This is a genomic window from Psychrobacillus sp. INOP01 (assembly GCF_018140925.1).
Lineage (GTDB): Bacteria > Bacillota > Bacilli > Bacillales_A > Planococcaceae > Psychrobacillus.
This window is the reverse complement of sequence record NZ_CP073315.1, coordinates 1,916,155-1,941,739: the sequence shown is the minus strand read 5'-3', so window position 1 is coordinate 1,941,739 and position 25,585 is coordinate 1,916,155. Positions and strand designations below refer to the sequence as shown.

Genomic DNA, 25,585 nt, shown 5'->3' with positions numbered 1-25,585 from the left:
CGTGGCTAAAAAATCAATGATCGTTAAACAACAACGTACGCCAAAGTTCCAAGTGCAAGCATACACACGCTGTGAGCGTTGTGGACGTCCGCACTCTGTATATCGTAAATTCAAGCTTTGCCGTATTTGTTTCCGTGAACTTGCATACAAGGGACAAATTCCTGGCGTTAAAAAAGCAAGCTGGTAATCCCCTATAACTGGGAAGGAGGTAAATGTAATGACAATGTCAGATCCAATTGCAGATATGCTTACACGCATTCGTAATGCTAACATGGTTCGTCACGAGAAATTAGAAGTTCCTGCTTCAAACCTGAAAAAGGAAATCGCGGAGATTTTAAAACGCGAAGGTTTCATCCGTGATGTTGAATATGTAGAAGATAGCAAACAAGGTATTATCCGTATCTTCTTAAAATATGGTCAAAATGACGAGCGTGTTATCACTGGTTTGAAACGTATTTCAAAACCTGGTCTACGCGTTTACGCTAAAACAAACGAAGTACCTAAAGTATTGAACGGTTTAGGAATTGCTTTAGTTTCTACTTCAAATGGTTTATTAACAGATAAAGAAGCTCGCGCTAAACAAGTTGGCGGAGAAATCGTAGCTTACGTTTGGTAATAATCAACAAACGAATGGAGGTGCAACAAAATGTCTCGAGTAGGTAAAAAACCAATAGAGGTTCCTGCAGAAGTTACTGTAACAGTTAACGCTGAAAACACAGTAGTTGTAAAAGGACCAAAAGGTGAATTAACAAAATCTTTTAACCAAGATATTAAAATTGAGCAAGAAGGTACTGTAATAACATTAGTACGTCCTTCAGATTCAAAAGAACACCGTACGATTCATGGAACAACTCGCGCTTTGCTAGCTAACATGATCACGGGTGTATCTGCTGGATTCGAACGTGGACTTGAATTAGTTGGGGTAGGTTACCGTGCACAATTACAAGGTACTAAACTTGTACTTAATGTAGGGTACTCACATCCAGTTGAGTTCACTCCTGAAGATGGACTTGTAGTTGAAGTTCCTTCTAATACAAAAGTTATCGTTCGCGGTATTGATAAAGAACGCGTTGGTGCTTTAGCATCTAACATTCGTCAAGTTCGTCCACCAGAGCCGTATAAAGGTAAAGGTATTCGTTATGAAGGCGAAGTTGTACGCCGCAAAGAAGGTAAAACAGGTAAATAATGCATCTCGCATTAGAAAGGAGTGACCACTGTGATTACGAAACAAGACAAAAATCAAGTTCGTAAGAAACGTCATGCACGTGTTCGTACAAAAATCACGGGTACTACTGAACGTCCACGTTTAAATGTATTCCGTTCTAATAAACATTTATACGCACAACTGATTGATGATACTCAAGGTGTTACAATCGTAAGTGCATCCACTATGGATAAAGATTTCAATGGAACAGCTGGAAATGTTGAAGCTGCTAAATTGATCGGTGAAACAATCGCAAAACGCGCTACAGAAAAAAACATCAAATCTGTTGTATTTGACCGTGGCGGTTACTTATATCATGGACGTGTTAAAGCGTTAGCTGAAGCTGCACGTGAAAACGGCTTAGAATTTTAAGAAGAAGGAGGGACATATTTCATGCGTGGTATTGACCCAAACAAACTTGAACTTGAAGAACGCGTAGTAACGATCAACCGTGTTGCTAAAGTTGTAAAAGGTGGACGTCGTTTCCGTTTTACTGCATTAGTAGTTGTTGGTGACAAAGATGGTCATGTAGGATTTGGTACTGGAAAAGCACAAGAAGTTCCAGACGCTATCCGTAAAGCAGTTGAAGACGCGAAGAAAAACTTAATAGAAGTACCAAGAGTTAAAGGTACTACTCCTCACCTAGTTGTTGGACACTTTGGTGCTGGATCTATTCTAGTTAAACCTGCAGCACCTGGTACAGGAGTTATTGCTGGTGGACCGGTTCGTGCGGTACTTGAATTGGCTGGTATTACAGATATACTTTCTAAATCACTTGGATCTAACACACCAATCAACATGGTACGTGCTACAATAGAAGGTTTAACTCAATTAAAACGTGCTGAGGACGTTGCTAAATTACGTGGTAAATCAGTAGAAGAACTGTTAGGATAAGGGAGGGAAATTACAATGGCAACTAAATTAGAAATTACCCTTACTAGAAGCTTGATTGGTACTAAACCAGCTCAACGCAAAACAGTAGAAGCTCTTGGATTACGTAAAATGCATCAAACAGTTGAGCATCAAGACAATGCAGCTATCCGCGGGATGGTTGGCAAAGTAGCTCACTTAGTAACAACTAAAGAAATTTAAGGTTTATTTTAAGAATAAGGAGGTGCCACCATATGAAACTTCATGAGTTAAAACCATCAGAAGGTTCTCGTTCATCGCGTAAGCGTATCGGACGCGGAATCGGTTCTGGAACTGGTAAAACATCAGGTAAAGGTCATAAAGGTCAAAACGCTCGTTCAGGCGGAGGCGTTCGTCCAGGATTTGAGGGCGGTCAAAACCCGTTATTCCGTCGTTTACCAAAACGTGGATTTACGAATATTAATCGTAAAGAATTCGCAATTGTGAACCTTGACACATTAAATCGTTTCGAAGAAGGCACAGAAGTTACACCTGCTTTATTAATCGAAACAGGTGTTGTGAGCAGTGAGAAATCTGGTATCAAGATTCTAGGTAATGGAACACTTGACAAGAAGTTAACTGTAAGAGCTCATAAATTCTCTGCATCAGCAAAAGAAGCAATTGAGAACGCTGGCGGATCAACAGAGGTGGTTTAATGTTTCAAACAATCTCCAACTTTATGCGTGTGAGAGATATTCGAAATAAAATCATTTTTACTTTATTGATGTTAATCGTCTTCCGTATTGGGACATTTGTCCCGGTACCTTACGTCGATGCCGATGTTTTAAAACAAACTGACCAATTAGGTTTGATTGGTTTCCTTAATACATTTGGTGGTGGAGCCCTTGCTAATTTTTCTATTTTAGCGATGGGTATCATGCCTTACATCACTGCATCCATCATAGTACAATTACTGCAAATGGATGTTGTTCCGAAGTTTACTGAGTGGGCTAAACAAGGTGAAGTTGGAAGACGTAAACTTGCACAATTCACTCGTTACTTCACAATTGTGTTAGCTTTTATTCAAGCAATCGCTATGTCATACGGCTTCAACCGCATGTATGGTGGTTCTTTAATAAAAGAAGACGGTATATTGACATACTTAGTTATTGCTGTTGTTTTGACAGCCGGAACTGCATTTTTAATGTGGTTAGGAGAGCAAATTACCTCTAAAGGTGTTGGTAATGGTATTTCTATTATTATCTTCGCTGGTATTGCTGCTGCCATTCCAAACGCAGTTAACCAAGTGTACGCACAACAAATTGAAGGTGCAGGCGATGCACTGTTTATCAATATTGTAATAGTACTTTTACTTTTATTAGCAATTATTGCGGTAACAGTTGGAGTAATTTACGTTCAACAAGCGTTGCGTAAAATTCCAATTCAATACGCAAAGCGTGTTTCTGGAACTTCCCAAACAGGTGGTCAACAGACTCACTTGCCTTTAAAAGTTAATGCTGCGGGAGTAATTCCGGTAATCTTTGCATCAGCGTTTCTTATGGCGCCTCAGTCAATCGTATTATTCTTCGGTCAAAATAGTACTACCGATGCTATTACGAGAGCATTAGATTATACACAACCTATTGGTATGACAATTTATATTGCTTTAATCATTGCGTTTACTTACTTCTATGCGTTCATTCAAGTGAACCCAGAGAACGTAGCAGACAATTTGAAAAAACAAGGTGCGTATATTCCAGGGATTCGTCCAGGGATCAATACACAAAACTATTTAACTAGCGTTTTGTATCGTTTAACATTTGTTGGAGCTATATTCTTAGCTATCATTTCAATCATGCCGATGCTATTTGTGAAATATGCGGATCTTCCGCAGTCAGCACAAATTGGCGGAACAAGTTTGTTAATCGTAGTTGGGGTTGCACTCGAAACGATGAAACAGCTAGAATCCCAACTAGTTAAACGTCATTATAAAGGCTTTATGAAATAAGGTAGGTTTTTAGGAACGTTGATGTTCCTAAAAATCGACTATATAGTCCTGGGGGGCATTTTCGTATGAATATCGTTTTAATGGGTTTACCTGGTGCTGGTAAAGGTACTCAGGCAGATAAAATTGTTGAGAAGTACGCAATCCCTCATATTTCTACAGGCGATATGTTTCGTGCAGCAATTAAAGATGGTACGGAACTAGGTTTGAAAGCAAAATCGTTTATGGATCAAGGTGCCTTGGTACCAGATGAAGTAACGATTGGTATTGTCCGCGAAAGATTAAGTAAACCAGACTGTGAAAAAGGATTCCTACTTGATGGTTTCCCTCGTACAGTTCCTCAAGCAGAAGCACTTGATGCTTTACTTTCGGAACTTGATAAATCTATTGAGCATGTGCTTAATATTCAAGTAGAACAAGAAGAATTGATCAAACGTCTAACAGGTCGACGCATTTGTAAAGAATGTGGAACTGCTTATCATTTAGTCTTTAACCCACCTGCTAAAGATGGAGTATGTGACAAAGATGGTGGCGAGCTTTATCAACGTGCTGATGATAATCCGGAAACGGTAACTAACCGTCTGGAAGTAAATATGAAGCAAACACAACCTTTGCTTGATTTTTATGAAGACAAAGGTGTTTTATCTAATATAGATGGACAGCAGGATATTAAAATAGTATTCGCTGATCTTGATGCTCTGTTACAGGGCAACCGCATATAATTGCCCGGTGCCTGTCGCAGACGACTGAATACCCGGGTAGTATGCAAAGAACGAAAATGTTTTTTTCGAGAGCTGCAAAAGCATATTGCGCCCGGTATACGTTCGGAGGAAAAGAAATGCATCAAAAGCGGGGACTCCCTTGTCCACGTGCATTTAAACTACTTACGGGGTATAATGGGTTTCGTGGAAGCATCTGTGTAACGAACGGGTACTATGGAACTCATCCAACACATTCGTACGAACATGTTGACATGAGGGAGAGTCTACTCCGTGGATTGCTAAAAGCGAAACCTTACGAGTGTCTTTCGAACATCTCTCATGATTTCCAAACATATGCTTGAACGAATAGTTTCGTTCCTATTGAGGCTATACTAACAGCAAATTACGTTTGAGTATTGTTGAGAACCTGATTTGTATATAGAAGGGAGACAGGGTTGATGGCGAAAGATGATGTAATTGAAGTCGAAGGAACAGTTGTTGAGACTTTGCCAAACGCGATGTTTAAGGTAGAATTAGAAAACGGTCATACGATACTTGCGCATGTATCGGGTAAAATTCGTATGCATTTCATCCGTATTTTACCTGGAGATAAAGTCACAATTGAACTTTCTCCTTACGATTTAACTCGCGGTCGTATTACGTACCGTTTTAAATAATAATCTTTTGCACTCCGGACTACTAAGGAGGTTAGGTTAGATGAAAGTGAGACCATCTGTGAAACCGATCTGCGAAAAATGTAAGGTAATTCGCCGACGCGGTAAAGTAATGGTAATCTGTGAAAATCCTAAACACAAACAAAGACAAGGATAATAAGAAGGAGGTGCACGACACATATGGCACGTATTGCTGGTGTTGACATTCCACGCGACAAACGCGTTGTTATTGCATTAACATACATTTTCGGAATTGGTAAAACGACTTCTCAAAAAGTATTGGCAGGAGCTGGTATTTCAGAAGAGACACGTGTACGTGATCTTACAGAAGACGAACTAAACAAAATCCGTGAACAAATCGGTGTATATAAAGTAGAAGGTGACCTTCGTCGCGAAGTATCACTAAACATTAAACGATTGATGGAAATCGGTTCATTCCGTGGTATCCGTCACCGTAGAGGCTTACCAGTACGCGGACAAAATACGAAGAACAATGCACGTACTCGTAAAGGTCCACGTAAAACAGTAGCTAACAAGAAAAAATAATCGGTAAAGGAGGTTTCTTCTTAACATGGCACGTAAACAACAAACACGTAAGCGTCGTGTGAAAAAGAATATCGAATCCGGTATTGCTCACATTCGCTCAACATTTAATAACACTATTGTGACTATCACAGACATGCAAGGAAATGCACTTTCTTGGTCAAGTGCTGGAGCTCTTGGATTTAGAGGTTCTCGTAAATCTACTCCATTTGCTGCACAAATGGCTGCAGAAACTGCTGCAAAGACTTCAATGGAACATGGTATTAAAACTTTAGAAGTAACTGTTAAAGGACCAGGTGCTGGTCGTGAAGCGGCAATCCGCGCACTTCAAGCTGCAGGTCTAGAAGTTACAGCAATTAAAGACGTAACACCAGTACCACATAATGGTTGCCGTCCACCAAAACGTCGTCGCGTTTAATAGGTGATACTCAACTTGTTTGAGAACATCATTTATTGTACAGACTGAGGATGTATTAACAGCAATCAGTTAACGATCGAATTCATGATGGAAAGAACCTATACATTCGATGTTTTGAGGGAGGGTAAATTGGAATGATCGAAATCGAAAAACCAAAGATTGAAAGTGTAGAAATCAACGAAAGTACCAAGTTTGGTAAATTTGTTGTAGAACCGCTAGAACGTGGCTATGGAAATACTTTGGGAAATTCTTTACGACGCATCCTTCTGTCTTCTTTACCAGGAGCTGCAGTTACTTCTATTCAAATTGATGGCGTTTTACACGAGTTTTCAACTATTGAAGGCGTAGTGGAAGATGTAGCATCAATTATAATGAATGTGAAAAAACTAGCTTTGAAAATCTACTCTGACGAGGAAAAGGTCATTGAGATTGATGTTAAAGGTGAGGGAACGATTACTGCTGCTGACATTACACATGACAGTGACGTAGAAATTTTAAACCCGGAACTCTATATTGCTACAATCGGCAAAAATGGTCATTTCCGTATGCGTATGTACGCAGGTCGAGGCCGTGGCTACACTCCTGCTGTTCAAAACAAACGTGAGGATCTTCCTATCGGCGTAATCCCGATCGACTCTATTTATACTCCAGTTTCACGCGTGAATTTCCAAGTGGAAAATACTCGTGTTGGACAATTGTCCAACTTCGATAAACTTACACTTGATGTGTGGACAGATGGCAGCACAGGTCCTAAAGAGGCGATTTCTCTTGGAGCAAAAATTTTAACAGAGCACTTGAATATTTTTGTAGGGATGACTGATGAGGCTCAGACTGCTGAAATCATGGTCGAAAAAGAAGAAGATCAAAAAGAAAAAGTTTTAGAGATGACTATTGAAGAACTTGATCTTTCTGTTCGTTCTTATAATTGCTTAAAACGCGCAGGTATTAATACAGTACTTGAGCTTGCAAGCAAATCAGAAGACGATATGATGAAAGTACGAAACCTTGGACGTAAATCTTTAGAAGAAGTAAGAGCGAAGTTAGATGAGCTTGGTTTAGGATTACGTAAAGAAGACTAAACGGGTTTTGATATAGCAAGACTTGAATTATTCACCAAAGGAGGGAAACATCCATGGGTTACAGAAAACTTGGACGTACAAGTTCTCAACGTAAAGCGATGTTACGTGACTTAACAACGGACCTAATTATCAATGAGCGTATTCAAACTACTGAAGCACGTGCAAAAGAATTACGTTCGGTTGTTGAAAAAATGATCACTTTAGGTAAACGCGGAGATTTACACGCTCGTCGTCAAGCTGCGGCTTATATTCGTCGTGAGGTCGTTGCTTCTACTGATGAAGAAGGAAACGAATCAACAATCTATGCTTTACAAAAATTGTTTGATGATGTAGCACCACGCTATGCTGATCGTCAAGGCGGTTACACTCGTATTATGAAAGCTGGACCTCGTCGCGGAGACGGAGCACCGGTAGTAGTAATTGAGTTAGTTTAATTTCTATTTACAGGCGTTCATACGTCTGATGAATTATCTGAAAATCTGAAGAGGGTATTTGGTGGGATTCTACCGCCCTCTTCTTTTTTCAAACAGATTTATACGACAATTTAAAAGCAGAGTGTTATGATGAGCGGACTTCTCAAGTTCTTTGAATTTAAAGAAGTAGCGTCTCGTCTAGCTCTACGCACCTCATTTTTCGGATTGGTCTTGAGCAACCAATCTAGAAATAAGTTATAGAAGAGCGCATTTCTCAAAATGAGGTGCGCGCTTTTTTAATTTCCTGTAGAATGATGTAAAATATTAGCACAGCTGAGTTGAGCAGAGGAGGTAAAGGATGAAACGCGAAATTATTTCTTTACAGGAAGTTACATTTACATATGCCGAGGAAGATACAGGTATGCGAAAAGCGATTCAGAATGTGTCCTATACAATTAATGAAGGTGAATGGGTGGCGATTGTAGGCCATAATGGCTCTGGCAAATCGACATTAGCACGATTAATGAATGGTCTTCTATTTCCTCAGACGGGAACGGTACGAATTTTTGGAGAACCATTAAATGAACATAATTTATGGGACACTCGCTCTAAAATGGGGATGGTTTTTCAAAATCCAGATAACCAATTTGTAGGAGCAACCGTACAGGATGATGTTGCATTTGCATTAGAAAATAACGGAATCCCTTTTGAGGAAATGGTAGAACGAGTACAAGCCTCTTTAGCAAAAGTGAAAATGAGTGACTTTATGAATAGTGAGCCACATCATTTATCAGGTGGGCAGAAACAAAGGGTTGCCATAGCTGGAGCAATTGCACTTCAACCGAGGATTTTATTGTTAGATGAGGCAACTTCCATGTTAGATCCACAGGGGAGAGAAGAGGTACTGCAAACGGTGCGCCAGTTGAGAGCAGAAACTGACTTAACAGTTATCTCTATTACGCACGATTTAGAAGAAGCACTTCTTGCTGATCAAGTAATTGTTATGAATCAAGGGGAAAAGTATGCAGAGGGATCCCCACACGAGATATTCGAGCGAGGACAAGAGTTAATCGATTTAGGGTTAGATCTTCCTTTTGCGATGAATATGTCAAGACTACTGCGAGCGCAAGGTGTGCAGGTTGTAGCAGACCACATGACAGAAGAAGAGTTGGTGAATGATTTATGGACATCTCACTTCAACAAGTGAGTTACGCATATGCAAAGGATACACCATTTGAAAAAAGAGCTTTATATGATGTAGATTTACATATTCCTTCAGGTTCTTATCAAGCGATCATTGGTCATACAGGTTCAGGAAAGTCTACAGTACTTCAGCATCTAAATGCGTTGCTAAAGCCCACAGAAGGTGTTATTCGAATTGGTAGTACAGAGGTAGCAGCAGCAAAAAAGAACAAGAAGTTACGAGAGATTAGACAAAAAGTAGGAATCGTTTTTCAATTTCCAGAGCATCAATTGTTTGATGAAACAGTTCTAAAGGATATTATGTTTGGACCTATGAACTTTGGGGTGCCTGAAGCGGAAGCAAGGCAACGTGCTATAGATTTAGTACGATTACTTGGGTTACCAGAAGAAGTTATGGAAAAGTCGCCGTTTGACCTGTCTGGAGGACAAATGCGCAGAGTTGCCATAGCTGGAGTTCTTGCGATGAATCCAGAGGTATTAGTACTGGATGAGCCAACAGCTGGGCTTGATCCAAGAGGTCGCAAAGAAATAATGGAGCTATTTTATCGACTCCATCAAGAAAAAGGCTTAACGACAGTTCTTGTAACGCATAGCATGGAAGATGCTGCTAGATATGCAGATCGGATTGCAATTATGCATGGTGGGCAATGTGTGCTGCAAGGGATACCGCAGGAGATATTCTCGGATGAGGACCGTTTAATGGATTATCGTTTAGAATTACCTCAGTCTATTAAGTTTCAAAAGAAACTAGAAGAGATGATGGGCAAAAAGTTGCCGATACTTTGTTTGACAGAAGAAGCTTTAGCTGAAGAACTAGCGCGCTTGGTGAAAAAGGAGCGTGAAATCTGATGCTTGAAAAAATGATATTCGGGCGTTATATTCCGGGAGATTCTTTTATTCATCGTTTGGATGCTCGTGCAAAGCTGATATTCGTGTTCTTATTTATTATGGTTGTCTTCATTGCAAATGACTGGATTACTTATGGAATATTACTAGTATTTACTTTCTTAATTATACGATTATCAAAAATTAGGCTATATTTTTTGATCAACGGATTAAAGCCTGTTGTGTTTTTAATCATATTTACGTTTTTATTGCATCTGATTTTCACTCGAGAAGGTTCAATTATCTTTGAATGGAGGTTTATCAAGATATACGAGGAAGGGTTGAAGCAAGGTATTTTCATATCTATCCGCTTTACCGTACTCGTTGTTTTGACGTCTATTCTTACATTAACTACAACACCTATTTCGATTACAGATGCATTAGAAATTTTGTTAAATCCATTAAAAAAATGGAAACTGCCTGTTCATGAATTGGCTCTTATGATGTCTATTTCGTTGAGATTTATACCGACACTGATGGATGAGACAGATAAGATTATGAAAGCGCAGATGGCCAGAGGATCTGATATGACAACAGGCAGTATGAAGGAGAGAATGAATGCAATTGTGCCACTTCTCATTCCTTTGTTTGTTAGTGCATTTAAACGTGCGGAGGATTTAGCTACTGCAATGGAAGTAAGAGGCTATAAAGGCGGCGAGGGTCGTACAAGGTACAGAAAGTTAGAATGGGCAACGAGAGACACGCTAATCATCCTTTCGCTTGTGGTACTAGCTGCAATACTGATTTACTTTAGAAAATAATTAGGAGGTGTTAGTGTGAGACTTCGAGCGATTATTAGTTATGATGGCAGTCAGTTTTCCGGTTATCAGGTTCAACCGGGAAAAAGGACTGTACAATTGGAAATAGAACGTGTCTTAGAAACAATTCATAAAGGTGTCGTTGTGAAAGTTGTTGCGAGTGGTAGAACAGACGCTGGAGTTCATGCAACAGGACAAGTCATTCACTTTGATAGTCCGCTAACATTTCCTTTAGATCGTTGGCGCACAGCTTTAAATGTTCAACTGCCTAGAGATATTCGTATTTTATCGGTAGAACAGGTATCGGATGATTTTCACGCTAGATACCATGCTGTTGGAAAGACATATCGTTATATTTGGTCACTTAGTGAAATTCATAGTCCATTTGAGCGCGATTTTTCCGTACATGGAGAACGATATAAACCAGATGTCGCATTGATGCAAGAAGCAGCTCAACATTTATTGGGGACCCATGATTATTCAAGTTTTTGTGCAGCTAAAACAAACGTAAATGATTTTGTGAGAACTATTTATTCTATTAACTTTGAAGTGAAGAAAGAATCGCACCAGCTTCATATGGTCATTAGTGGAAGTGGATTTTTATATAATATGGTGCGTATTATTGCGGGAACATTATGGGAAGTAGGTATTCGAAAAAAAAGTGTAGATAGTATTCCGGAAATTCTCTCATCGTGTGCTCGAAAGGAAGCAGGGAAAACCGCGCCAGCACACGGTTTATACCTAGAAAAAGTAGCTTATGATGGATGAAACAACATCACCAGGTGTTTTACGAAAAATACTTGACTAATTGATCCATTCGAGGTATGATGATGTATGGTATTTCTTAACCCCACAATATAAGCCCCGAAACTTATTGGTATGAGGATATAGAAAATTTTAGATCGATTATGATTGAATTAGGAGGACAAAATACATGCGTACAACATTCATGGCTAAAGGTCACGAAGTAGAACGTAAATGGTTAGTAGTAGACGCTGAAGGCCAAACTCTTGGTCGTCTAGCTTCAGAAGTTGCAGCTATTTTACGTGGTAAAAACAAACCAACATTCACACCGAACGTTGACACAGGTGATCACGTGATCATTCTTAATGCAGAAAAAATTCATTTAACTGGGAACAAGCTAAATGACAAAATTTACTACCGTCACACTCAATTCTCTGGTGGACTTAAACAACGTACAGCTTTAGAAATGCGTACTAAGTACCCAACGAAAATGCTTGAGTTAGCGATTAAAGGAATGCTTCCTAAAAACTCTTTAGGACGTCAAATGTTCGGTAAGCTTCACGTATACACTGGAGCAGAACACCCACATGCAGCACAGAAACCAGAAGCATACGAGCTTCGCGGATAATAATTAAGAGGAGGACATTCACTTGGCACAAGTTCAATATATCGGCACTGGTCGCCGTAAAAGTTCAGTAGCACGTGTACGTTTAGTACCGGGCGAAGGAAAAATCGTTATCAACAAACGTGACGTAGAAGATTACGTACCGTACGAAACTTTACGTGAAATCATTAAACAACCATTAGTAACTACTCAAACTTTAGGTAGCTACGATGTACACGTAAACGTTAATGGTGGTGGATTCACAGGACAAGCAGGAGCAATCCGTCATGGTATTGCACGTGCACTACTTACAGTAGATCCTGATTTCCGTCCAGCATTGAAATCAGCAGGATTCTTAACACGTGACCCACGTATGAAAGAACGTAAAAAACCAGGACTTAAAGGCGCTCGTCGTGCACCTCAGTTCTCAAAACGTTAATATTATATTTTCAGTTCAAAGCACTTCTCGAGACTTCTCGGGGAGTGTTTTTTTGTGCTATAAAAATATTGTCAAAATGTTAAAAAAGAATTGTATGAATAATTGGAGAGGTGTATATTTAGAAAATCATTGGTTTGTATATGGTAATTGATTTATAGAGAAGAAGAGGGAATATATGAGAAGTAAATTTAATGTTGTGACGAGCACAATTCTTGTTAGTATTTTTATTGCGCGTTTTGGAACGTTTTTAGTGTTGCCTTATTTAACACTTTTTTTGCTCGAGGAGTTTCATTATTCGGGCGTGCAAATTGGAGCAATCATATCGACATTGGCTCTATCCAATTTAGTGATGAGCTTTTTTGTAGGACCATATATTGATAAGTATCCTAAGAATAAAGTCATCATTGTAGGACTCCTTGGATATTTAGGGTGCTATTTCTATTTCCCTTTCATCGAGCATTATGCAGGTTTTATCTTATTTGCAGCTTTGCTTGGAGCGAGTCAGGCGATAGTGGAACCAACATACCGAGTATTGCTGAGTTTATATACAGAGCCAGAGAATCGTCGGTTAATATTTAATATCCGCTATTTTTTGATTAATATATCTGCAGCCATTGCCCCACTGACTTCTGTGTATTTCCAACAGTATGGAATGGAGAACTTATTCTTTATTGTAGGTCTTATTTTCTTGTTTAATATATGGACGTTTGTCATTATATTTAAAAAGTATCCTTTAAAGCAGGAATCTATCAGCACAACGAAGACATCAATCTTTCATTCTTTTCATGTCTTTAAAATGGATACGGGTTTTTCCCTTTTTGTGTTGGCATTAATCTTTATTAGTTTTGGCTACAGTCAGTTCGACTCCACTTTCAGTCAATACTTAGGAAAGTCCTTTGACCATGAACTAGCGATACAATATTTCGCTTGGCTTATAACTACAAATGCTATTACCGTCTTGGTCATTCAATACTTTGTCTATAAGCTTGGAGAATTAATCAGCACAACTACTTCTTTAATCATTGGAAGTGGGTTATTGTCTATTGGATTATTTTCCTTTGGGCAGAGTGACTCGATCTTATGGCTGATAGTTGCGATGGTTATTTTTACAGCAGGTGAAGTCTTAGTGTTTACAATGGTGGATATCCATTTGGATGGAATGTGTGAGGATCATGAGAAGGGTACCTACTTTGCTCTTTCAGGTGTAAAGTCTATCGGTCGAATAGCTGGTCCGAGCCTAGGTGGTTTTCTGCTAGATACGATGAGCAGTGGTGCGATGGTCTTTTTCATCATTTCATTTGTCACTTTACTAGCAATCCCTTCGTTCTATTATAGTTCAAAAATACGAGGACAATTCTAATCATACTCTTTGTCCCTTGTACGTATAATGAGTGAAAAAGGAGCGATGAACCTGAAAAAGTGGCTAATTATCTTGGTTTTGTTTTTGATTTCCCTTCTTGTAGTTGTGTATGGAACAAAAGCGAGTGATATTGGTTTCTTCTTACCCGAACCAATGAGTGGAGTGAAAATTGTCCTTGATCCAGGGCATGGAGGAATTGATGGTGGAGCTAGTAGTGGAGATACCGTTGAGCGAGATATTACGCTTGCCATGTCTCTAATGTTAGAGAAAAAGTTAAAGGCGCAGGGTGCTACTGTGGTCATGACACGTAGTAAAGAAGGAGATGCTATTGCAGAGCATAGACCGGATGAGGATTTTCCGACTACAAGAGCTAGAAAACGTGCCGATTTATTGTTACGTGAGGAAATTATGAATAACTCGGAGGCGGACTTAGTCATTAGCCTGCATGTGAATGCAGTTCCAGAGGAAAGATGGAGAGGGGCTCAGGTTTTCTATCATGCAGAAGGACACGCGGGTGGAGAACTATTAGCTAAATCTATTCAAGGATCTATTCGAGAAAATATCGGTAACACAGAGCGAGAGGCACTGGCGATTAAACAGGTATATATATTGAAGAAAGCAAATGCTCCAGCAGTGTTAGTAGAAACAGGCTTTTTAAGTAATAATGAAGAGCGAGAATTACTAAAGTCTGAAAAGTATCAAAAACAAATGGTAGAAGCTATTTCAGAAGGTGTAGTTAAATTTGTAGAGGATAATATTTACTAAGTCTATCTAACGTATTGTAGACACTCGATTATGGTATACTATAAGGCGAATAGTTAAACTTAAGGGGAGTGTCTACAAATGATTAATGAGCAACAAGTTCGTGCTTTGATAGGAGCATTAAACGACCCATTTTTACATAGAACACTAGAGGAAACAAATGGGATTTCGGAAGTGTCTATTAAAGAAGAAAAAAATCATGTGAGCGTAAAACTAGCTATAGCTAAGATAAATTCAGCAGAACAAATGCAACTACAAGGGAAAGTCGTAGAAGTATTGAAAGAAGCTGGAGCAGCAACAGTAGGTATTCGTTTTGAAGAGCTACCAAAAGAAGTACTGGAGCAATTCCGAGGAAAAGCAAAAGAAAGTGATAACGAAAACCTTCTATCACCAAATAGTAAGGTGAAAATTATTTCGATTGCGTCTGGTAAAGGTGGCGTTGGTAAATCTACTGTATCCGTTAACTTAGCGGTGGCACTTGCTCGTTTAGGTAAAAAAGTAGGACTTGTAGATGCAGATATTTATGGATTTAGTGTACCAGATATGATGGGCGTAAAAGACATTCCGCAAATCATAGAGGACCGCATAATCCCTGTAGAACGCAAAGGCGTTAAAGTTATCTCAATGGGCTTCTTTGTAGAGAACAACACACCAGTTGTATGGCGTGGACCAATGCTTGGAAAAGTATTGGACCAGTTTTTCAAGGATGTTGAATGGGGAGAATTAGACTTTTTACTCCTAGATTTACCACCAGGTACTGGAGATGTGGCTTTAGACATTCACCAAATGCTACCTGCATCTAAAGAAATCGTCGTAACAACCCCGCATCCTACAGCTGCATTCGTTGCTGCTAGAGCAGGGGCGATGGCACTTCAAACAGATCATGAAATAATTGGAGTAATCGAAAATATGTCGTGGTACGAATCAAAATCTACAGGTGAAAAAGAATTTGTATTTGGTAAAGGTGGCGGACCAAAGCTTGCCGAAGAACTTCGCACAGAATTACTTGGGCAATTACCATTAGGACAGCCGGACTGGAATGACATCGATTTCGCTCCATCAGTTTATGAGGATACACATAAAACTGGAAAAATTTATTTGGAAATTGCACAAAAAATCATCGAAAAAGCATAAGAAAGAGGCCGTTTCCATAGAGGAGCGGCCTTATTTTTCTTCTGCCTTCTTATCTTCTTCAGCAGACCCCGAGTCTCCTCCATCCTCTCCAGATTTTTCTGTTTTGCCTCCAGCTTCCTCCACTAATTTCTGCCACTTAGTCTGCAATAAAGGACTCTGAATAGTTTCTTCTACGACCTTTTGCATTTCTTTTCGCATATCGCTGGATTCCAATACTTTAGCTAATTCTTTTTTCATCTCGGCTGAACCAAAAAAGGTCTCTAAATCCTTTAAATAAGTAGGATCCTTCATTAGGGCTTTCATCAATTCCTCTTGTTGCTTTACCATACTCTTGGCCATTGTCTCTGAAAATTTTGGATCCGAATAAACTTCCTTCCAAAAATCCTCAGCTTCTTTTGAAAGCATTGTCTCTTCAACAGATGTCTTCACTTGTTCACTGTCTAATACTAGGAGTTCCTTGAATTGAGGGTCTGACAATAATGTTCGAATTGCTTTTTTTCCATCCTCTGTCTGCAGAGCATCGATGAACATTTTCTTATTTTCCTCATAAGTTGGCTGAGTTGCGGGAGAACTACAACTAGCGAGAAGTCCGAGACTCATTAACAAAAGTGCAAAGTATTTCATATCCGTCACCGTCCTTTCGTTTATTGTTCACATTTGGTTTGGAAATATGTATAGTCAGTAAGAAGAAATAGATTTTTCTTAAAAGGCTTGTTACAATTTATAAAAGAAATAGAAAAGATGGAGGAAATCTCGCAGTGACTATTCGAAATTGGTTTAAATTCTTTCTAAATGCCTTGTTCATCGGTGGTTTAGTAACAGGTATTTTTGGTTTATTTATACGTTGGGACGATGCTTTTTCTACATATTTTGAAGCAGGACAATGGAGTGAATTTCTTGCGGCATTTGCTTTTATGGTAGTAATGGGTTTTACGATTAGTGTAATTGCACAAATGGGTTATTTCGCCTATTTAACGATTCACCAAATGGGAGTGAATATTTTTAGAACTCTTACTTTGTGGAACTGGGTGCAGTTATTGATTATTGCATTTGTTATTTTTGATTTAATTATGTTCCGTTTTCGACCAAATGCTGAAACCACTGGACAAATATGGTTATATGTTATCTTGCTTGCGGCCTTAATCATTACCTCAGTAGTGGTGGCAATTATTAAAGCGAATCTTACGAAAAAGCACGCACTTATATCAGCTTTGTTCTTCATGATTGTTGTCTCTACTCTAGAGTGGCTTCCAGTATTAATGGTTCGAGCAGACAATGTAGATAGTTGGGTTACGCTGTTATTATTCCCTATCCTAGCGGTTAATGCATACCAATTATTGGCGCTGCCAAAATATAATGCGAAGTCAGAAGTTGATCGTTTGAAATTAGAGGAACGTAGAAAAAAAAGAAGAGAAGTGGCATCGGCTAAGAACTAATAAAAGTTGCTCTGACTAATAGTCAGAGCAACTTTTGTATTTACATAAATTATTCTGGATAAGTTTTAGTTTTTACTTTTAAACCAAAGATATTTTGTTCAATGCTGATAATTTCTTTAGACTGAACATATTTTGTCAGTTGTTGTATATCTATCCGTTCTTCTTGATGTAGAGGAATAGTGAGAATATCTCCTTTTTCAAGCGTAGGAACTTTATCGGTCCAGTACTTACTAGAGCTGAGTAAATTAACTTCCTGTTCCCAAGCCTTTTTTTGCAACTCAATAGGAAATTCATAATCCATTGTTCTAAACCAAAGTGGTCTTTCACCAATTGCTCGTTCAAATCGTTCAACTTCTTTTTCAAACAAAATCGGATTTTCTATATAAGTTGCTCCACTTGTACCCAAAAGGCTAATAGGTACATTTTTTTCTTTCATGACCTCTATAATTTCCTCAGAACGTTCAATCCAATCAATACTTATAAAAAAATGAGGATAAGGAGCTTGCAGATTATTTACAAGTTTTTCTATATCATCCTTTCCAAAAGTTAAATCTATCGTAATTGTATTCCCATACGATCCTTTCGAAATAACAGTAGGCTTTTCTGTAAGCTGAAAAACAGGGAGCAGCGAAGAAAAGTTTTTTGGTACATTAAACAAAAACAATCCCAAAACCATCAATAAACCAACTAATAAAGCCTTTGTTTTCAAAGAAACACACACCTTTTCAAATCGTTTTAATTAATTTTATGATTTAGTGTTGACATTAATGTTAAAAAGATGTTAAGATACAAAGGTCGCTGAAACAAGACGACAACTTAAACAACATGAACATTGAAAACTGAACATGCAAAACGTTAAGACATACAGCTTATCAACTAACATTGTTAGTTTGATAGCAAAACAATTTTGACATCATTTAATGATGATGCCAGCAAAACAAATGAGCTTTTTAAGTTCTCTATTATGGAGAGTTTGATCCTGGCTCAGGACGAACGCTGGCGGCATGCCTAATACATGCAAGTCGAGCGAATGACGAAGAAGCTTGCTTCTTCTGATTTAGCGGCGGACGGGTGAGTAACACGTGGGCAACCTGCCCTGTAGATTGGGATAACTCCGGGAAACCGGGGCTAATACCGAATAATCCATTTCCTCACATGGGGAGATGTTAAAAGACGGTTTCGGCTGTCACTACAGGATGGGCCCGCGGCGCATTAGCTAGTTGGTGAGGTAACGGCTCACCAAGGCGACGATGCGTAGCCGACCTGAGAGGGTGATCGGCCACACTGGGACTGAGACACGGCCCAGACTCCTACGGGAGGCAGCAGTAGGGAATCTTCCACAATGGACGAAAGTCTGATGGAGCAATGCCGCGTGAGTGAAGAAGGTTTTCGGATCGTAAAACTCTGTTGTGAGGGAAGAACAAGTACGAGAGTAACTGCTCGTACCTTGACGGTACCTCATTAGAAAGCCACGGCTAACTACGTGCCAGCAGCCGCGGTAATACGTAGGTGGCAAGCGTTGTCCGGAATTATTGGGCGTAAAGCGCGCGCAGGCGGTCCTTTAAGTCTGATGTGAAATCCCACGGCTCAACCGTGGAAGGTCATTGGAAACTGGGGGACTTGAGTACAGAAGAGGAAAGCGGAATTCCAAGTGTAGCGGTGAAATGCGTAGAGATTTGGAGGAACACCAGTGGCGAAGGCGGCTTTCTGGTCTGTAACTGACGCTGAGGCGCGAAAGCGTGGGGAGCAAACAGGATTAGATACCCTGGTAGTCCACGCCGTAAACGATGAGTGCTAAGTGTTAGGGGGTTTCCGCCCCTTAGTGCTGCAGCTAACGCATTAAGCACTCCGCCTGGGGAGTACGGTCGCAAGACTGAAACTCAAAGGAATTGACGGGGGCCCGCACAAGCGGTGGAGCATGTGGTTTAATTCGAAGCAACGCGAAGAACCTTACCAGGTCTTGACATCCCGCTGACCGGTCTAGAGATAGGCTTTTCCCTTCGGGGACAGCGGTGACAGGTGGTGCATGGTTGTCGTCAGCTCGTGTCGTGAGATGTTGGGTTAAGTCCCGCAACGAGCGCAACCCTTGATCTTAGTTGCCAGCATTCAGTTGGGCACTCTAAGGTGACTGCCGGTGATAAACCGGAGGAAGGTGGGGATGACGTCAAATCATCATGCCCCTTATGACCTGGGCTACACACGTGCTACAATGGACGGTACAGAGGGTCGCAACCCCGCGAGGGTGAGCAAATCCCATAAAACCGTTCTCAGTTCGGATTGTAGGCTGCAACTCGCCTACATGAAGCCGGAATCGCTAGTAATCGTGGATCAGCATGCCACGGTGAATACGTTCCCGGGCCTTGTACACACCGCCCGTCACACCACGAGAGTTTGTAACACCCGAAGTCGGTGGGGTAACCCTTACGGGAGCCAGCCGCCGAAGGTGGGACAGATGATTGGGGTGAAGTCGTAACAAGGTAGCCGTATCGGAAGGTGCGGCTGGATCACCTCCTTTCTAAGGATAATATCGGAATACAGATTTTTATCTGTATCTTAACGTTTTGCAGTTCAGTTTTGAATGTTCATTTTTATATGAAGATTCGATACTTGTTCTTTGAAAACTGGATAAAACGACATTGAAACAATAAACAACAAGAAATTCAAGTTGTGGTTACTTCGGTAATCATAATGTGTAAGACTTTTTAACTTTTAGGTTAAGTTAATAAGGGCGCACGGTGAATGCCTTGGCACTAGGAGTCGACGAAGGACGGCACTAACACCGATATGCTTCGGGGAGCTGTAAGTGAGCTTTGATCCGGAGATTTCCGAATGGGGAAACCCACTGTTCGTAATGGAGCAGTACATTTGCGTGAATACATAGCGCATCTGAGACACACCCAGGGAACTGAAACATCTAAGTACCTGGAGGAAGAGAAAGAAAAATCGATTCCCTGAGTAGCGGCGAGCGAAACGGGAATAGCCCAAACCAAGAGGCTTGCCTCTTGGGGTTGTAGGACACTCTACATAGAGTTACAAAGGAATGAGTTAGACGAAGCGATCTGGAAAGGTCCGCAGGATAGGGTAAAAGCCCCGTAGTCCAAAATTCATTCTCTCTTGAGTGTATCCTGAGTACGGCGGAACACGTGAAATTCCGTCGGAATCTGGGAGGACCATCTCCCAAGGCTAAATACTACCTAGTGACCGATAGTGAACCAGTACCGTGAGGGAAAGGTGAAAAGCACCCCGGAAGGGGAGTGAAATAGATCCTGAAACCGTGTGCCTACAAGTAGTTAGAGCCCGTTAATGGGTGATAGCGTGCCTTTTGTAGAATGAACCGGCGAGTTACGATTACATGCAAGGTTAAGTTGAGAAGACGGAGCCGCAGCGAAAGCGAGTCTGAATAGGGCGAATGAGTATGTGGTCGTAGACCCGAAACCAGGTGATCTACCCATGTCCAGGATGAAGGTAAGGTAACACTTACTGGAGGTCCGAACCCACGCACGTTGAAAAGTGCGGGGATGAGGTGTGGGTAGCGGAGAAATTCCAATCGAACCTGGAGATAGCTGGTTCTCTCCGAAATAGCTTTAGGGCTAGCCTCAAACGTTAGAATCTTGGAGGTAGAGCACTGTTTGGACTAGGGGCCCATCCCGGGTTACCGAATTCAGACAAACTCCGAATGCCAATGATTTATGTTTGGGAGTCAGACTGCGAGTGATAAGATCCGTAGTCAAGAGGGAAACAGCCCAGACCACCAGCTAAGGTCCCAAAGTATTTGTTAAGTGGAAAAGGATGTGGCGTTGCTTAGACAACCAGGATGTTGGCTTAGAAGCAGCCATCATTTAAAGAGTGCGTAATAGCTCACTGGTCGAGTGACGCTGCGCCGAAAATGTATCGGGGCTAAACAAATCACCGAAGCTGTGGATTGATACCTTTGGTATCAGTGGTAGGAGAGCGTTCTAAGGGCGTTGAAGTCAGACCGGAAGGACTGGTGGAGCGCTTAGAAGTGAGAATGCCGGTATGAGTAGCGAAAGACGGGTGAGAATCCCGTCCACCGTATGACTAAGGTTTCCTGAGGAAGGCTCGTCCGCTCAGGGTTAGTCGGGACCTAAGCCGAGGCCGATAGGCGTAGGCGATGGATAACAGGTTGATATTCCTGTACCACCAAACCACCGTTTGAGTAATGGGGGGACGCAGAAGGATAGGGTAAGCATGCTGTTGGTTATGCATGTCCAAGCAGTAAGGTGTGAATGTAGGCAAATCCGCATTCTGTAACATTGAGCTGTGATGGCGAGGACGTATGTCCGGAGTTCCTGATTTCACACTGCCAAGAAAAGCCTCTAGCGAGGTGATAGGTGCCCGTACCGCAAACCGACACAGGTAGTCGAGGAGAGAATCCTAAGGTGAGCGAGAGAACTCTCGTTAAGGAACTCGGCAAAATGACCCCGTAACTTCGGGAGAAGGGGTGCTCTTTTGGGTGCATAGCCTAGAAGAGCCGCAGTGAATAGGCCCAGGCGACTGTTTAGCAAAAACACAGGTCTCTGCAAAACCGTAAGGTGAAGTATAGGGGCTGACGCCTGCCCGGTGCTGGAAGGTTAAGAGGAGTGCTTAGCGCAAGCGAAGGTGCGAATTGAAGCCCCAGTAAACGGCGGCCGTAACTATAACGGTCCTAAGGTAGCGAAATTCCTTGTCGGGTAAGTTCCGACCCGCACGAAAGGCGTAACGATCTGGGCACTGTCTCAACGAGAGACTCGGTGAAATTATAGTACCTGTGAAGATGCAGGTTACCCGCGACAGGACGGAAAGACCCCGTGGAGCTTTACTATAGCTTGATATTGAATTTTGGTGCAACTTGTACAGGATAGGCAGGAGCCTTAGAGCCCGGAGCGCCAGCTTCGGAGGAGGCGTCGGTGGGATACTGCCCTGGTTGTATTGAAATTCTAACCCATACCCGTAACCCGGGTAGGAGACAGTGTCAGGCGGGTAGTTTGACTGGGGCGGTCGCCTCCTAAAGTGTAACGGAGGCGCCCAAAGGTTCCCTCAGAATGGTTGGAAATCATTCGAAGAGTGTAAAGGCAGAAGGGAGCTTGACTGCGAGACCTACAAGTCGAGCAGGGTCGAAAGACGGGCTTAGTGATCCGGTGGTTCCGCATGGAAGGGCCATCGCTCAACGGATAAAAGCTACCCCGGGGATAACAGGCTTATCTCCCCCAAGAGTCCACATCGACGGGGAGGTTTGGCACCTCGATGTCGGCTCATCGCATCCTGGGGCTGTAGTCGGTCCCAAGGGTTGGGCTGTTCGCCCATTAAAGCGGTACGCGAGCTGGGTTCAGAACGTCGTGAGACAGTTCGGTCCCTATCCGTCGTGGGCGTAGGAAATTTGAGAGGAGCTGTCCTTAGTACGAGAGGACCGGGATGGACACACCGCTGGTGTACCAGTTGTTCTGCCAAGAGCATCGCTGGGTAGCTATGTGTGGACGGGATAAGTGCTGAAAGCATCTAAGCACGAAGCCCCCCTCAAGATGAGATTTCCCATTACGCAAGTAAGTAAGATCCCTCAAAGACGATGAGGTAGATAGGTTCGGGGTGGAAGCGTGGCGACACGTGCAGCTGACGAATACTAATCGATCGAGGACTTAACCAAATTTGTTTAACGTAACAATGTCGTTTATCCAGTTTTGAGTGAACAAGCACTCTATTTATATGAGGGTTTCAAGACACGAGTAATTCGAGGAAACAATTGAGAGAGGAAAGGAACGTACTAACGTACGTGACTGACCGAACGAATGAAGTTGACGAAGAAGTACGATGTGTATTGGAAGCCGTAGAGTCTAGTGATGATGGCGAAGAGGTCACACCCGTTCCCATACCGAACACGGAAGTTAAGCTCTTCAGCGCCGATGGTAGTTGGGGGTCTCCCCCTGTGAGAGTAGGACGTCGCTGGGCACCAAAGAAAAAGTCGTTACCGAGTAATCGGTAACGGCTTTTTTTTATCTATACTAAAACAGAATAAATAAAGCCGTAGGTAGTCTTTTTCTATAAGATAGTGTGGGAGAAAGTAGGGGTAAAGAGTTCAAAGAAACAATCACAACTTGGGCTCGTTAGTGCAAATCCTAGTCCCGTTTATATATCAATTTCATGTATATCAATAGTAGAATTCTTATTTTCTGGAAGATGAACCTAGAGAATACTTTTTATTAATTCTTTACATACAGACTTGAAATTTTATGAAGAGTTGCTATAATTATATTTGTACTTTAAATAGATAAACGTTCCGAAGTAGCTCAGTGGTAGAGCAATCGACTGTTAATCGATCGGTCGTAGGTTCGAGTCCTACCTTCGGAGCCATTTTTTTGCCTTTGCTTCCATAGCTCAGTAGGTAGAGTGCTTCCATGGTAAGGAAGAGGTCACCGGTTCAAATCCGGTTGGAAGCTTTCTAATAAACGTTGATATGATGCTATTCTTCACAGTTGTGGAGGATGGCTTTTTTTATTTAAAGATAAGAAAGTATATGAAAATGTACTGTGAACATTGGTTCATGGTACTTTAACCGATGATTAATACTTTTTGGACGGACGGGTTCTTCGGGGTGAGCGATGAAGCATCACCGTCGCTCATACGTCGTCTGTCTCCCTCATCCCGCTGGAGTCGGCCGCCCTTCAATGCAAACAAGTGAGTAGTACTTATTGTAAGATTTAGTACAGCCTCCTGTAGGTTCCCTATCTCTTCTTTAAGCAGTCAATTAAGCTATTACTAAAAGGATAAATAAAAAAAATTTTCGAAGTTGCTAAAACTTTGCGTATTGCTTTGCTAAGTGAATGAAATGGTAACAATATACGCCGCTTTAATTGAAATTAGGTAAAGAGTAATAGAAAACGCAGGAGAAGGGAAAGAACAGGATTAGTGAAGTATAGTGTTATTTACATGGTATAAGCTAGCTTCATTATTGTTATATACTTCAGAGATTTAAACAATGATACAATTAAATTTGGACATTTATCCATGAGTTTGAGGAGGTAGAAATTATGAAGGATTTAACGCTTCATGTTGGATTTGAAAAAGACGAGGCTCTGTATGTTAGAGAAAACTTAATTAATTACAACAAGAAACAAGTAGCTTATACAGAGGAAGAAAAAATAAATATTATTTTAAAAGATGACGAACAAAGAATCCTTGGAGGAATATTAGGATATATAGATTGGAAATGTTATCATATTGAAATTCTTTGGGTTGATGACGAATTACGTGGACAGGGGCAAGGCAAGGTGTTAATGAATCATGCGGAAACTATTGCTAAAGAAAAAGGGTGTAATTTAATTCGTCTTGAGACATTTAGTTTTCAAGCGCCTGACTTTTATAAAAAACTTGGTTATAAGGTTTTAGGAAAACTTGAAAATTACCCTGAAGGCTTTGACCATTATTATCTATACAAGCGACTAAACAACCTCGAAATATAGAGGGCACTGAAAAAAGTCCAATATTTTAAGGTTAGGCAGTTGAAAGTTCCTTTAAATTGAACTTTCAACTACCTTTTTACTTTATAATAATGATAGGAAGGTAAAATTTCTCCAGAAGTCGACTTCTAACGAAGTAAGTTATGAATATGGATTTCTTTTTCTTCAGCTTCAAAACTAGTATAGAACCAACTCAAAATGTCCAAAGTGACCGATTTGTGATCAAAGAAAATAATAGACGAATAATGAAAATTAAAACGCTAATAAGTATTGTCAAATAAGACATTTGAAAGTAGAATAAATGATATGAAATATAGGAAGTATACTATATAAGGAAGAGGTCACCAGTTCAAATCGGGTTGGAATCTTCAATACAAATTATTTTAGGAAAAAACTTGTCCTAATGTCAGATATATGATATTATAATTCTTGTCTGGTTTTGGCAAAGTTAAGGTATAGTTTCATCTGAATGAATAAGTGTAGTTCTAGATGGAAAACTATAAGGTATTATTATTTTTTGAACCCAGGAGGATTAGCTCAGCTGGGAGAGCATCTGCCTTACAAGCAGAGGGTCGGCGGTTCGAGCCCGTCATCCTCCACCATTATATTTAAACTTAGCTTTGGAGGGGTAGCGAAGTGGCTAAACGCGGCGGACTGTAAATCCGCTCCTTAGGGTTCGGCGGTTCGAATCCGTCCCCCTCCACCAGTTTATTGGGGTATAGCCAAGCGGTAAGGCAATGGATTTTGATTCCATCATGCCCTGGTTCGAATCCAGGTACCCCAGCCAATCGTTTTCTAATTTAAAAATTACATGGGGCCTTAGCTCAGCTGGGAGAGCGCCTGCCTTGCACGCAGGAGGTCAGCGGTTCGATCCCGCTAGGCTCCATAAATATTATAGTAAAACTCTTTCAACCAAAAGTTGA

At 41.0% G+C, this 25,585-nt stretch carries 28 protein-coding genes, 6 tRNA genes and 3 rRNA genes; 35 read left to right on the top strand and 2 right to left on the bottom strand.

What is annotated here, in order from left to right:
- The first annotated feature begins 1 nt into the window (after position 1).
- From KD050_RS09850 to KD050_RS09735, 24 genes are all read left to right on the top strand, one after another.
- Positions 2–187: a type Z 30S ribosomal protein S14 gene (locus tag KD050_RS09850; protein WP_093537852.1), complete on the top strand. Its 186-nt coding sequence runs from the start codon at positions 2–4 to the stop codon at positions 185–187.
- A gap of 30 nt (positions 188–217) precedes the next feature.
- The gene (gene rpsH, locus KD050_RS09845) at positions 218–616 is read left to right on the top strand and encodes a 30S ribosomal protein S8 (protein ID WP_090567854.1); all 399 of its coding nucleotides are present in this window, start codon (positions 218–220) and stop codon (positions 614–616) included.
- A gap of 30 nt (positions 617–646) precedes the next feature.
- Positions 647–1,186, top strand: coding sequence for a 50S ribosomal protein L6 (rplF, locus tag KD050_RS09840; protein ID WP_211895970.1), 540 nt, complete (start codon positions 647–649; stop codon positions 1,184–1,186).
- Positions 1,187–1,216: 30 nt separating this feature from the next.
- A complete protein-coding gene (gene rplR / locus KD050_RS09835; protein WP_169359354.1) occupies positions 1,217–1,576 on the top strand; it encodes a 50S ribosomal protein L18 in 360 nt (119 codons plus the stop codon).
- 21 nt (positions 1,577–1,597) lie between these two features.
- Entirely contained in the window at positions 1,598–2,098 is a 501-nt protein-coding gene (gene rpsE, locus KD050_RS09830) for a 30S ribosomal protein S5 (RefSeq protein ID WP_090567863.1), read from the top strand.
- 15 nt (positions 2,099–2,113) lie between these two features.
- Positions 2,114–2,296 carry a 50S ribosomal protein L30 gene (gene rpmD, locus KD050_RS09825; protein WP_090567866.1) on the top strand — a complete coding sequence of 61 codons (183 nt, stop codon included), beginning with the start codon at positions 2,114–2,116 and terminating at the stop codon, positions 2,294–2,296.
- 32 nt (positions 2,297–2,328) lie between these two features.
- Complete coding sequence (gene rplO, locus KD050_RS09820) at positions 2,329–2,769, top strand: 50S ribosomal protein L15 (protein WP_093062500.1); 441 nt, start codon at positions 2,329–2,331, stop codon at positions 2,767–2,769.
- Positions 2,769–4,061: a preprotein translocase subunit SecY gene (gene secY, locus KD050_RS09815; RefSeq protein WP_211895969.1), complete on the top strand. Its 1,293-nt coding sequence runs from the start codon at positions 2,769–2,771 to the stop codon at positions 4,059–4,061. The genes rplO and secY overlap by 1 nt, the downstream gene beginning before the upstream one ends.
- Positions 4,062–4,126: 65 nt before the next feature.
- Positions 4,127–4,780, top strand: coding sequence for an adenylate kinase (locus KD050_RS09810; protein ID WP_211895968.1), 654 nt, complete (start codon positions 4,127–4,129; stop codon positions 4,778–4,780).
- Between the two features lie 437 nt (positions 4,781–5,217).
- Complete coding sequence (gene infA, locus KD050_RS09805) at positions 5,218–5,436, top strand: translation initiation factor IF-1 (RefSeq protein WP_016429904.1); 219 nt, start codon at positions 5,218–5,220, stop codon at positions 5,434–5,436.
- Positions 5,437–5,476: 40 nt separating this feature from the next.
- The gene (gene rpmJ / locus KD050_RS09800) at positions 5,477–5,590 is read left to right on the top strand and encodes a 50S ribosomal protein L36 (RefSeq protein WP_003247619.1); all 114 of its coding nucleotides are present in this window, start codon (positions 5,477–5,479) and stop codon (positions 5,588–5,590) included.
- Positions 5,591–5,613: 23 nt separating this feature from the next.
- The gene (gene rpsM, locus KD050_RS09795; RefSeq protein ID WP_093537844.1) at positions 5,614–5,979 is read left to right on the top strand and encodes a 30S ribosomal protein S13; all 366 of its coding nucleotides are present in this window, start codon (positions 5,614–5,616) and stop codon (positions 5,977–5,979) included.
- A gap of 25 nt (positions 5,980–6,004) precedes the next feature.
- Positions 6,005–6,394, top strand: a complete 390-nt coding sequence (gene rpsK / locus KD050_RS09790; protein ID WP_090567882.1) for a 30S ribosomal protein S11 — start codon at positions 6,005–6,007, stop codon at positions 6,392–6,394.
- A 134-nt stretch (positions 6,395–6,528) separates the two neighbouring features.
- Entirely contained in the window at positions 6,529–7,473 is a 945-nt protein-coding gene (locus tag KD050_RS09785; protein WP_211895967.1) for a DNA-directed RNA polymerase subunit alpha, read from the top strand.
- Positions 7,474–7,526: 53 nt separating this feature from the next.
- Positions 7,527–7,907, top strand: coding sequence for a 50S ribosomal protein L17 (gene rplQ, locus KD050_RS09780; RefSeq protein WP_090567888.1), 381 nt, complete (start codon positions 7,527–7,529; stop codon positions 7,905–7,907).
- Positions 7,908–8,244: 337 nt separating this feature from the next.
- Positions 8,245–9,093, top strand: a complete 849-nt coding sequence (locus KD050_RS09775; protein WP_211895966.1) for an energy-coupling factor ABC transporter ATP-binding protein — start codon at positions 8,245–8,247, stop codon at positions 9,091–9,093.
- Complete coding sequence (locus tag KD050_RS09770; RefSeq protein ID WP_211895965.1) at positions 9,069–9,938, top strand: energy-coupling factor ABC transporter ATP-binding protein; 870 nt, start codon at positions 9,069–9,071, stop codon at positions 9,936–9,938. The genes KD050_RS09775 and KD050_RS09770 overlap by 25 nt, the downstream gene beginning before the upstream one ends.
- Positions 9,938–10,735: an energy-coupling factor transporter transmembrane component T family protein gene (locus tag KD050_RS09765; protein WP_211895964.1), complete on the top strand. Its 798-nt coding sequence runs from the start codon at positions 9,938–9,940 to the stop codon at positions 10,733–10,735. Before KD050_RS09770 ends, KD050_RS09765 begins: the two co-directional genes overlap by 1 nt.
- A gap of 15 nt (positions 10,736–10,750) precedes the next feature.
- On the top strand, positions 10,751–11,500 hold the full coding sequence (truA, locus tag KD050_RS09760; protein WP_211895963.1) for a tRNA pseudouridine(38-40) synthase TruA: 750 nt from the start codon (positions 10,751–10,753) through the stop codon (positions 11,498–11,500).
- 166 nt (positions 11,501–11,666) lie between these two features.
- On the top strand, positions 11,667–12,104 hold the full coding sequence (gene rplM, locus KD050_RS09755; RefSeq protein WP_211895962.1) for a 50S ribosomal protein L13: 438 nt from the start codon (positions 11,667–11,669) through the stop codon (positions 12,102–12,104).
- Between the two features lie 22 nt (positions 12,105–12,126).
- Complete coding sequence (gene rpsI, locus KD050_RS09750; protein WP_144512714.1) at positions 12,127–12,519, top strand: 30S ribosomal protein S9; 393 nt, start codon at positions 12,127–12,129, stop codon at positions 12,517–12,519.
- A gap of 175 nt (positions 12,520–12,694) precedes the next feature.
- Positions 12,695–13,879, top strand: coding sequence for an MFS transporter (locus tag KD050_RS09745; protein WP_211895961.1), 1,185 nt, complete (start codon positions 12,695–12,697; stop codon positions 13,877–13,879).
- Between the two features lie 51 nt (positions 13,880–13,930).
- Positions 13,931–14,644: an N-acetylmuramoyl-L-alanine amidase gene (locus KD050_RS09740; protein ID WP_211896260.1), complete on the top strand. Its 714-nt coding sequence runs from the start codon at positions 13,931–13,933 to the stop codon at positions 14,642–14,644.
- A 78-nt stretch (positions 14,645–14,722) separates the two neighbouring features.
- Positions 14,723–15,775 (top strand): Mrp/NBP35 family ATP-binding protein, encoded by a 1,053-nt coding sequence (locus tag KD050_RS09735; RefSeq protein WP_211895960.1) that lies wholly within the window; start codon positions 14,723–14,725, stop codon positions 15,773–15,775.
- A gap of 30 nt (positions 15,776–15,805) precedes the next feature.
- On the opposite strand, the gene gerD is transcribed toward KD050_RS09735, so the two are convergent.
- On the bottom strand, positions 15,806–16,399 hold the full coding sequence (gerD, locus tag KD050_RS09730; protein WP_211895959.1) for a spore germination lipoprotein GerD: 594 nt from the start codon (positions 16,397–16,399) through the stop codon (positions 15,806–15,808).
- A gap of 134 nt (positions 16,400–16,533) precedes the next feature.
- On the opposite strand from gerD, the gene KD050_RS09725 reads away from it, so the two are divergent.
- Positions 16,534–17,211 carry a KinB-signaling pathway activation protein gene (locus KD050_RS09725; protein WP_211895958.1) on the top strand — a complete coding sequence of 226 codons (678 nt, stop codon included), beginning with the start codon at positions 16,534–16,536 and terminating at the stop codon, positions 17,209–17,211.
- A gap of 49 nt (positions 17,212–17,260) precedes the next feature.
- On the opposite strand, the gene KD050_RS09720 is transcribed toward KD050_RS09725, so the two are convergent.
- The gene (locus tag KD050_RS09720; RefSeq protein WP_211895957.1) at positions 17,261–17,920 is read right to left on the bottom strand and encodes a hypothetical protein; all 660 of its coding nucleotides are present in this window, start codon (positions 17,918–17,920) and stop codon (positions 17,261–17,263) included.
- Between the two features lie 252 nt (positions 17,921–18,172).
- Between KD050_RS09720 and KD050_RS09715 the strand changes: the two genes are divergently transcribed.
- The 10 genes from KD050_RS09715 to KD050_RS09670 all read left to right on the top strand — a co-directional run bounded on the left by KD050_RS09715 (position 18,173) and on the right by KD050_RS09670 (position 25,548).
- Positions 18,173–19,726 (top strand): 16S ribosomal RNA (locus KD050_RS09715).
- 197 nt (positions 19,727–19,923) lie between these two features.
- Positions 19,924–22,852: ribosomal RNA gene (locus KD050_RS09710) — 23S ribosomal RNA — on the top strand.
- Positions 22,853–23,038: 186 nt separating this feature from the next.
- Positions 23,039–23,154, top strand: a 5S ribosomal RNA gene (rrf, locus tag KD050_RS09705).
- Together the 16S, 23S and 5S rRNA genes with 2 tRNA genes alongside form the textbook arrangement of a ribosomal RNA operon.
- A gap of 327 nt (positions 23,155–23,481) precedes the next feature.
- A tRNA-Asn gene (locus tag KD050_RS09700) sits at positions 23,482–23,556 on the top strand.
- A 13-nt stretch (positions 23,557–23,569) separates the two neighbouring features.
- A tRNA-Thr gene (locus tag KD050_RS09695) sits at positions 23,570–23,642 on the top strand.
- 591 nt (positions 23,643–24,233) lie between these two features.
- A complete protein-coding gene (locus KD050_RS09690) occupies positions 24,234–24,665 on the top strand; it encodes a GNAT family N-acetyltransferase (RefSeq protein WP_211895956.1) in 432 nt (143 codons plus the stop codon).
- Between the two features lie 523 nt (positions 24,666–25,188).
- Positions 25,189–25,264: transfer RNA gene (locus KD050_RS09685), tRNA-Val, on the top strand.
- Positions 25,265–25,284: 20 nt separating this feature from the next.
- Positions 25,285–25,368: transfer RNA gene (locus KD050_RS09680), tRNA-Tyr, on the top strand.
- Positions 25,369–25,374: 6 nt separating this feature from the next.
- Positions 25,375–25,449, top strand: a tRNA-Gln gene (locus KD050_RS09675).
- Between the two features lie 26 nt (positions 25,450–25,475).
- Positions 25,476–25,548, top strand: a tRNA-Ala gene (locus KD050_RS09670).
- The last annotated feature ends 37 nt before the right edge of the window (positions 25,549–25,585 follow it).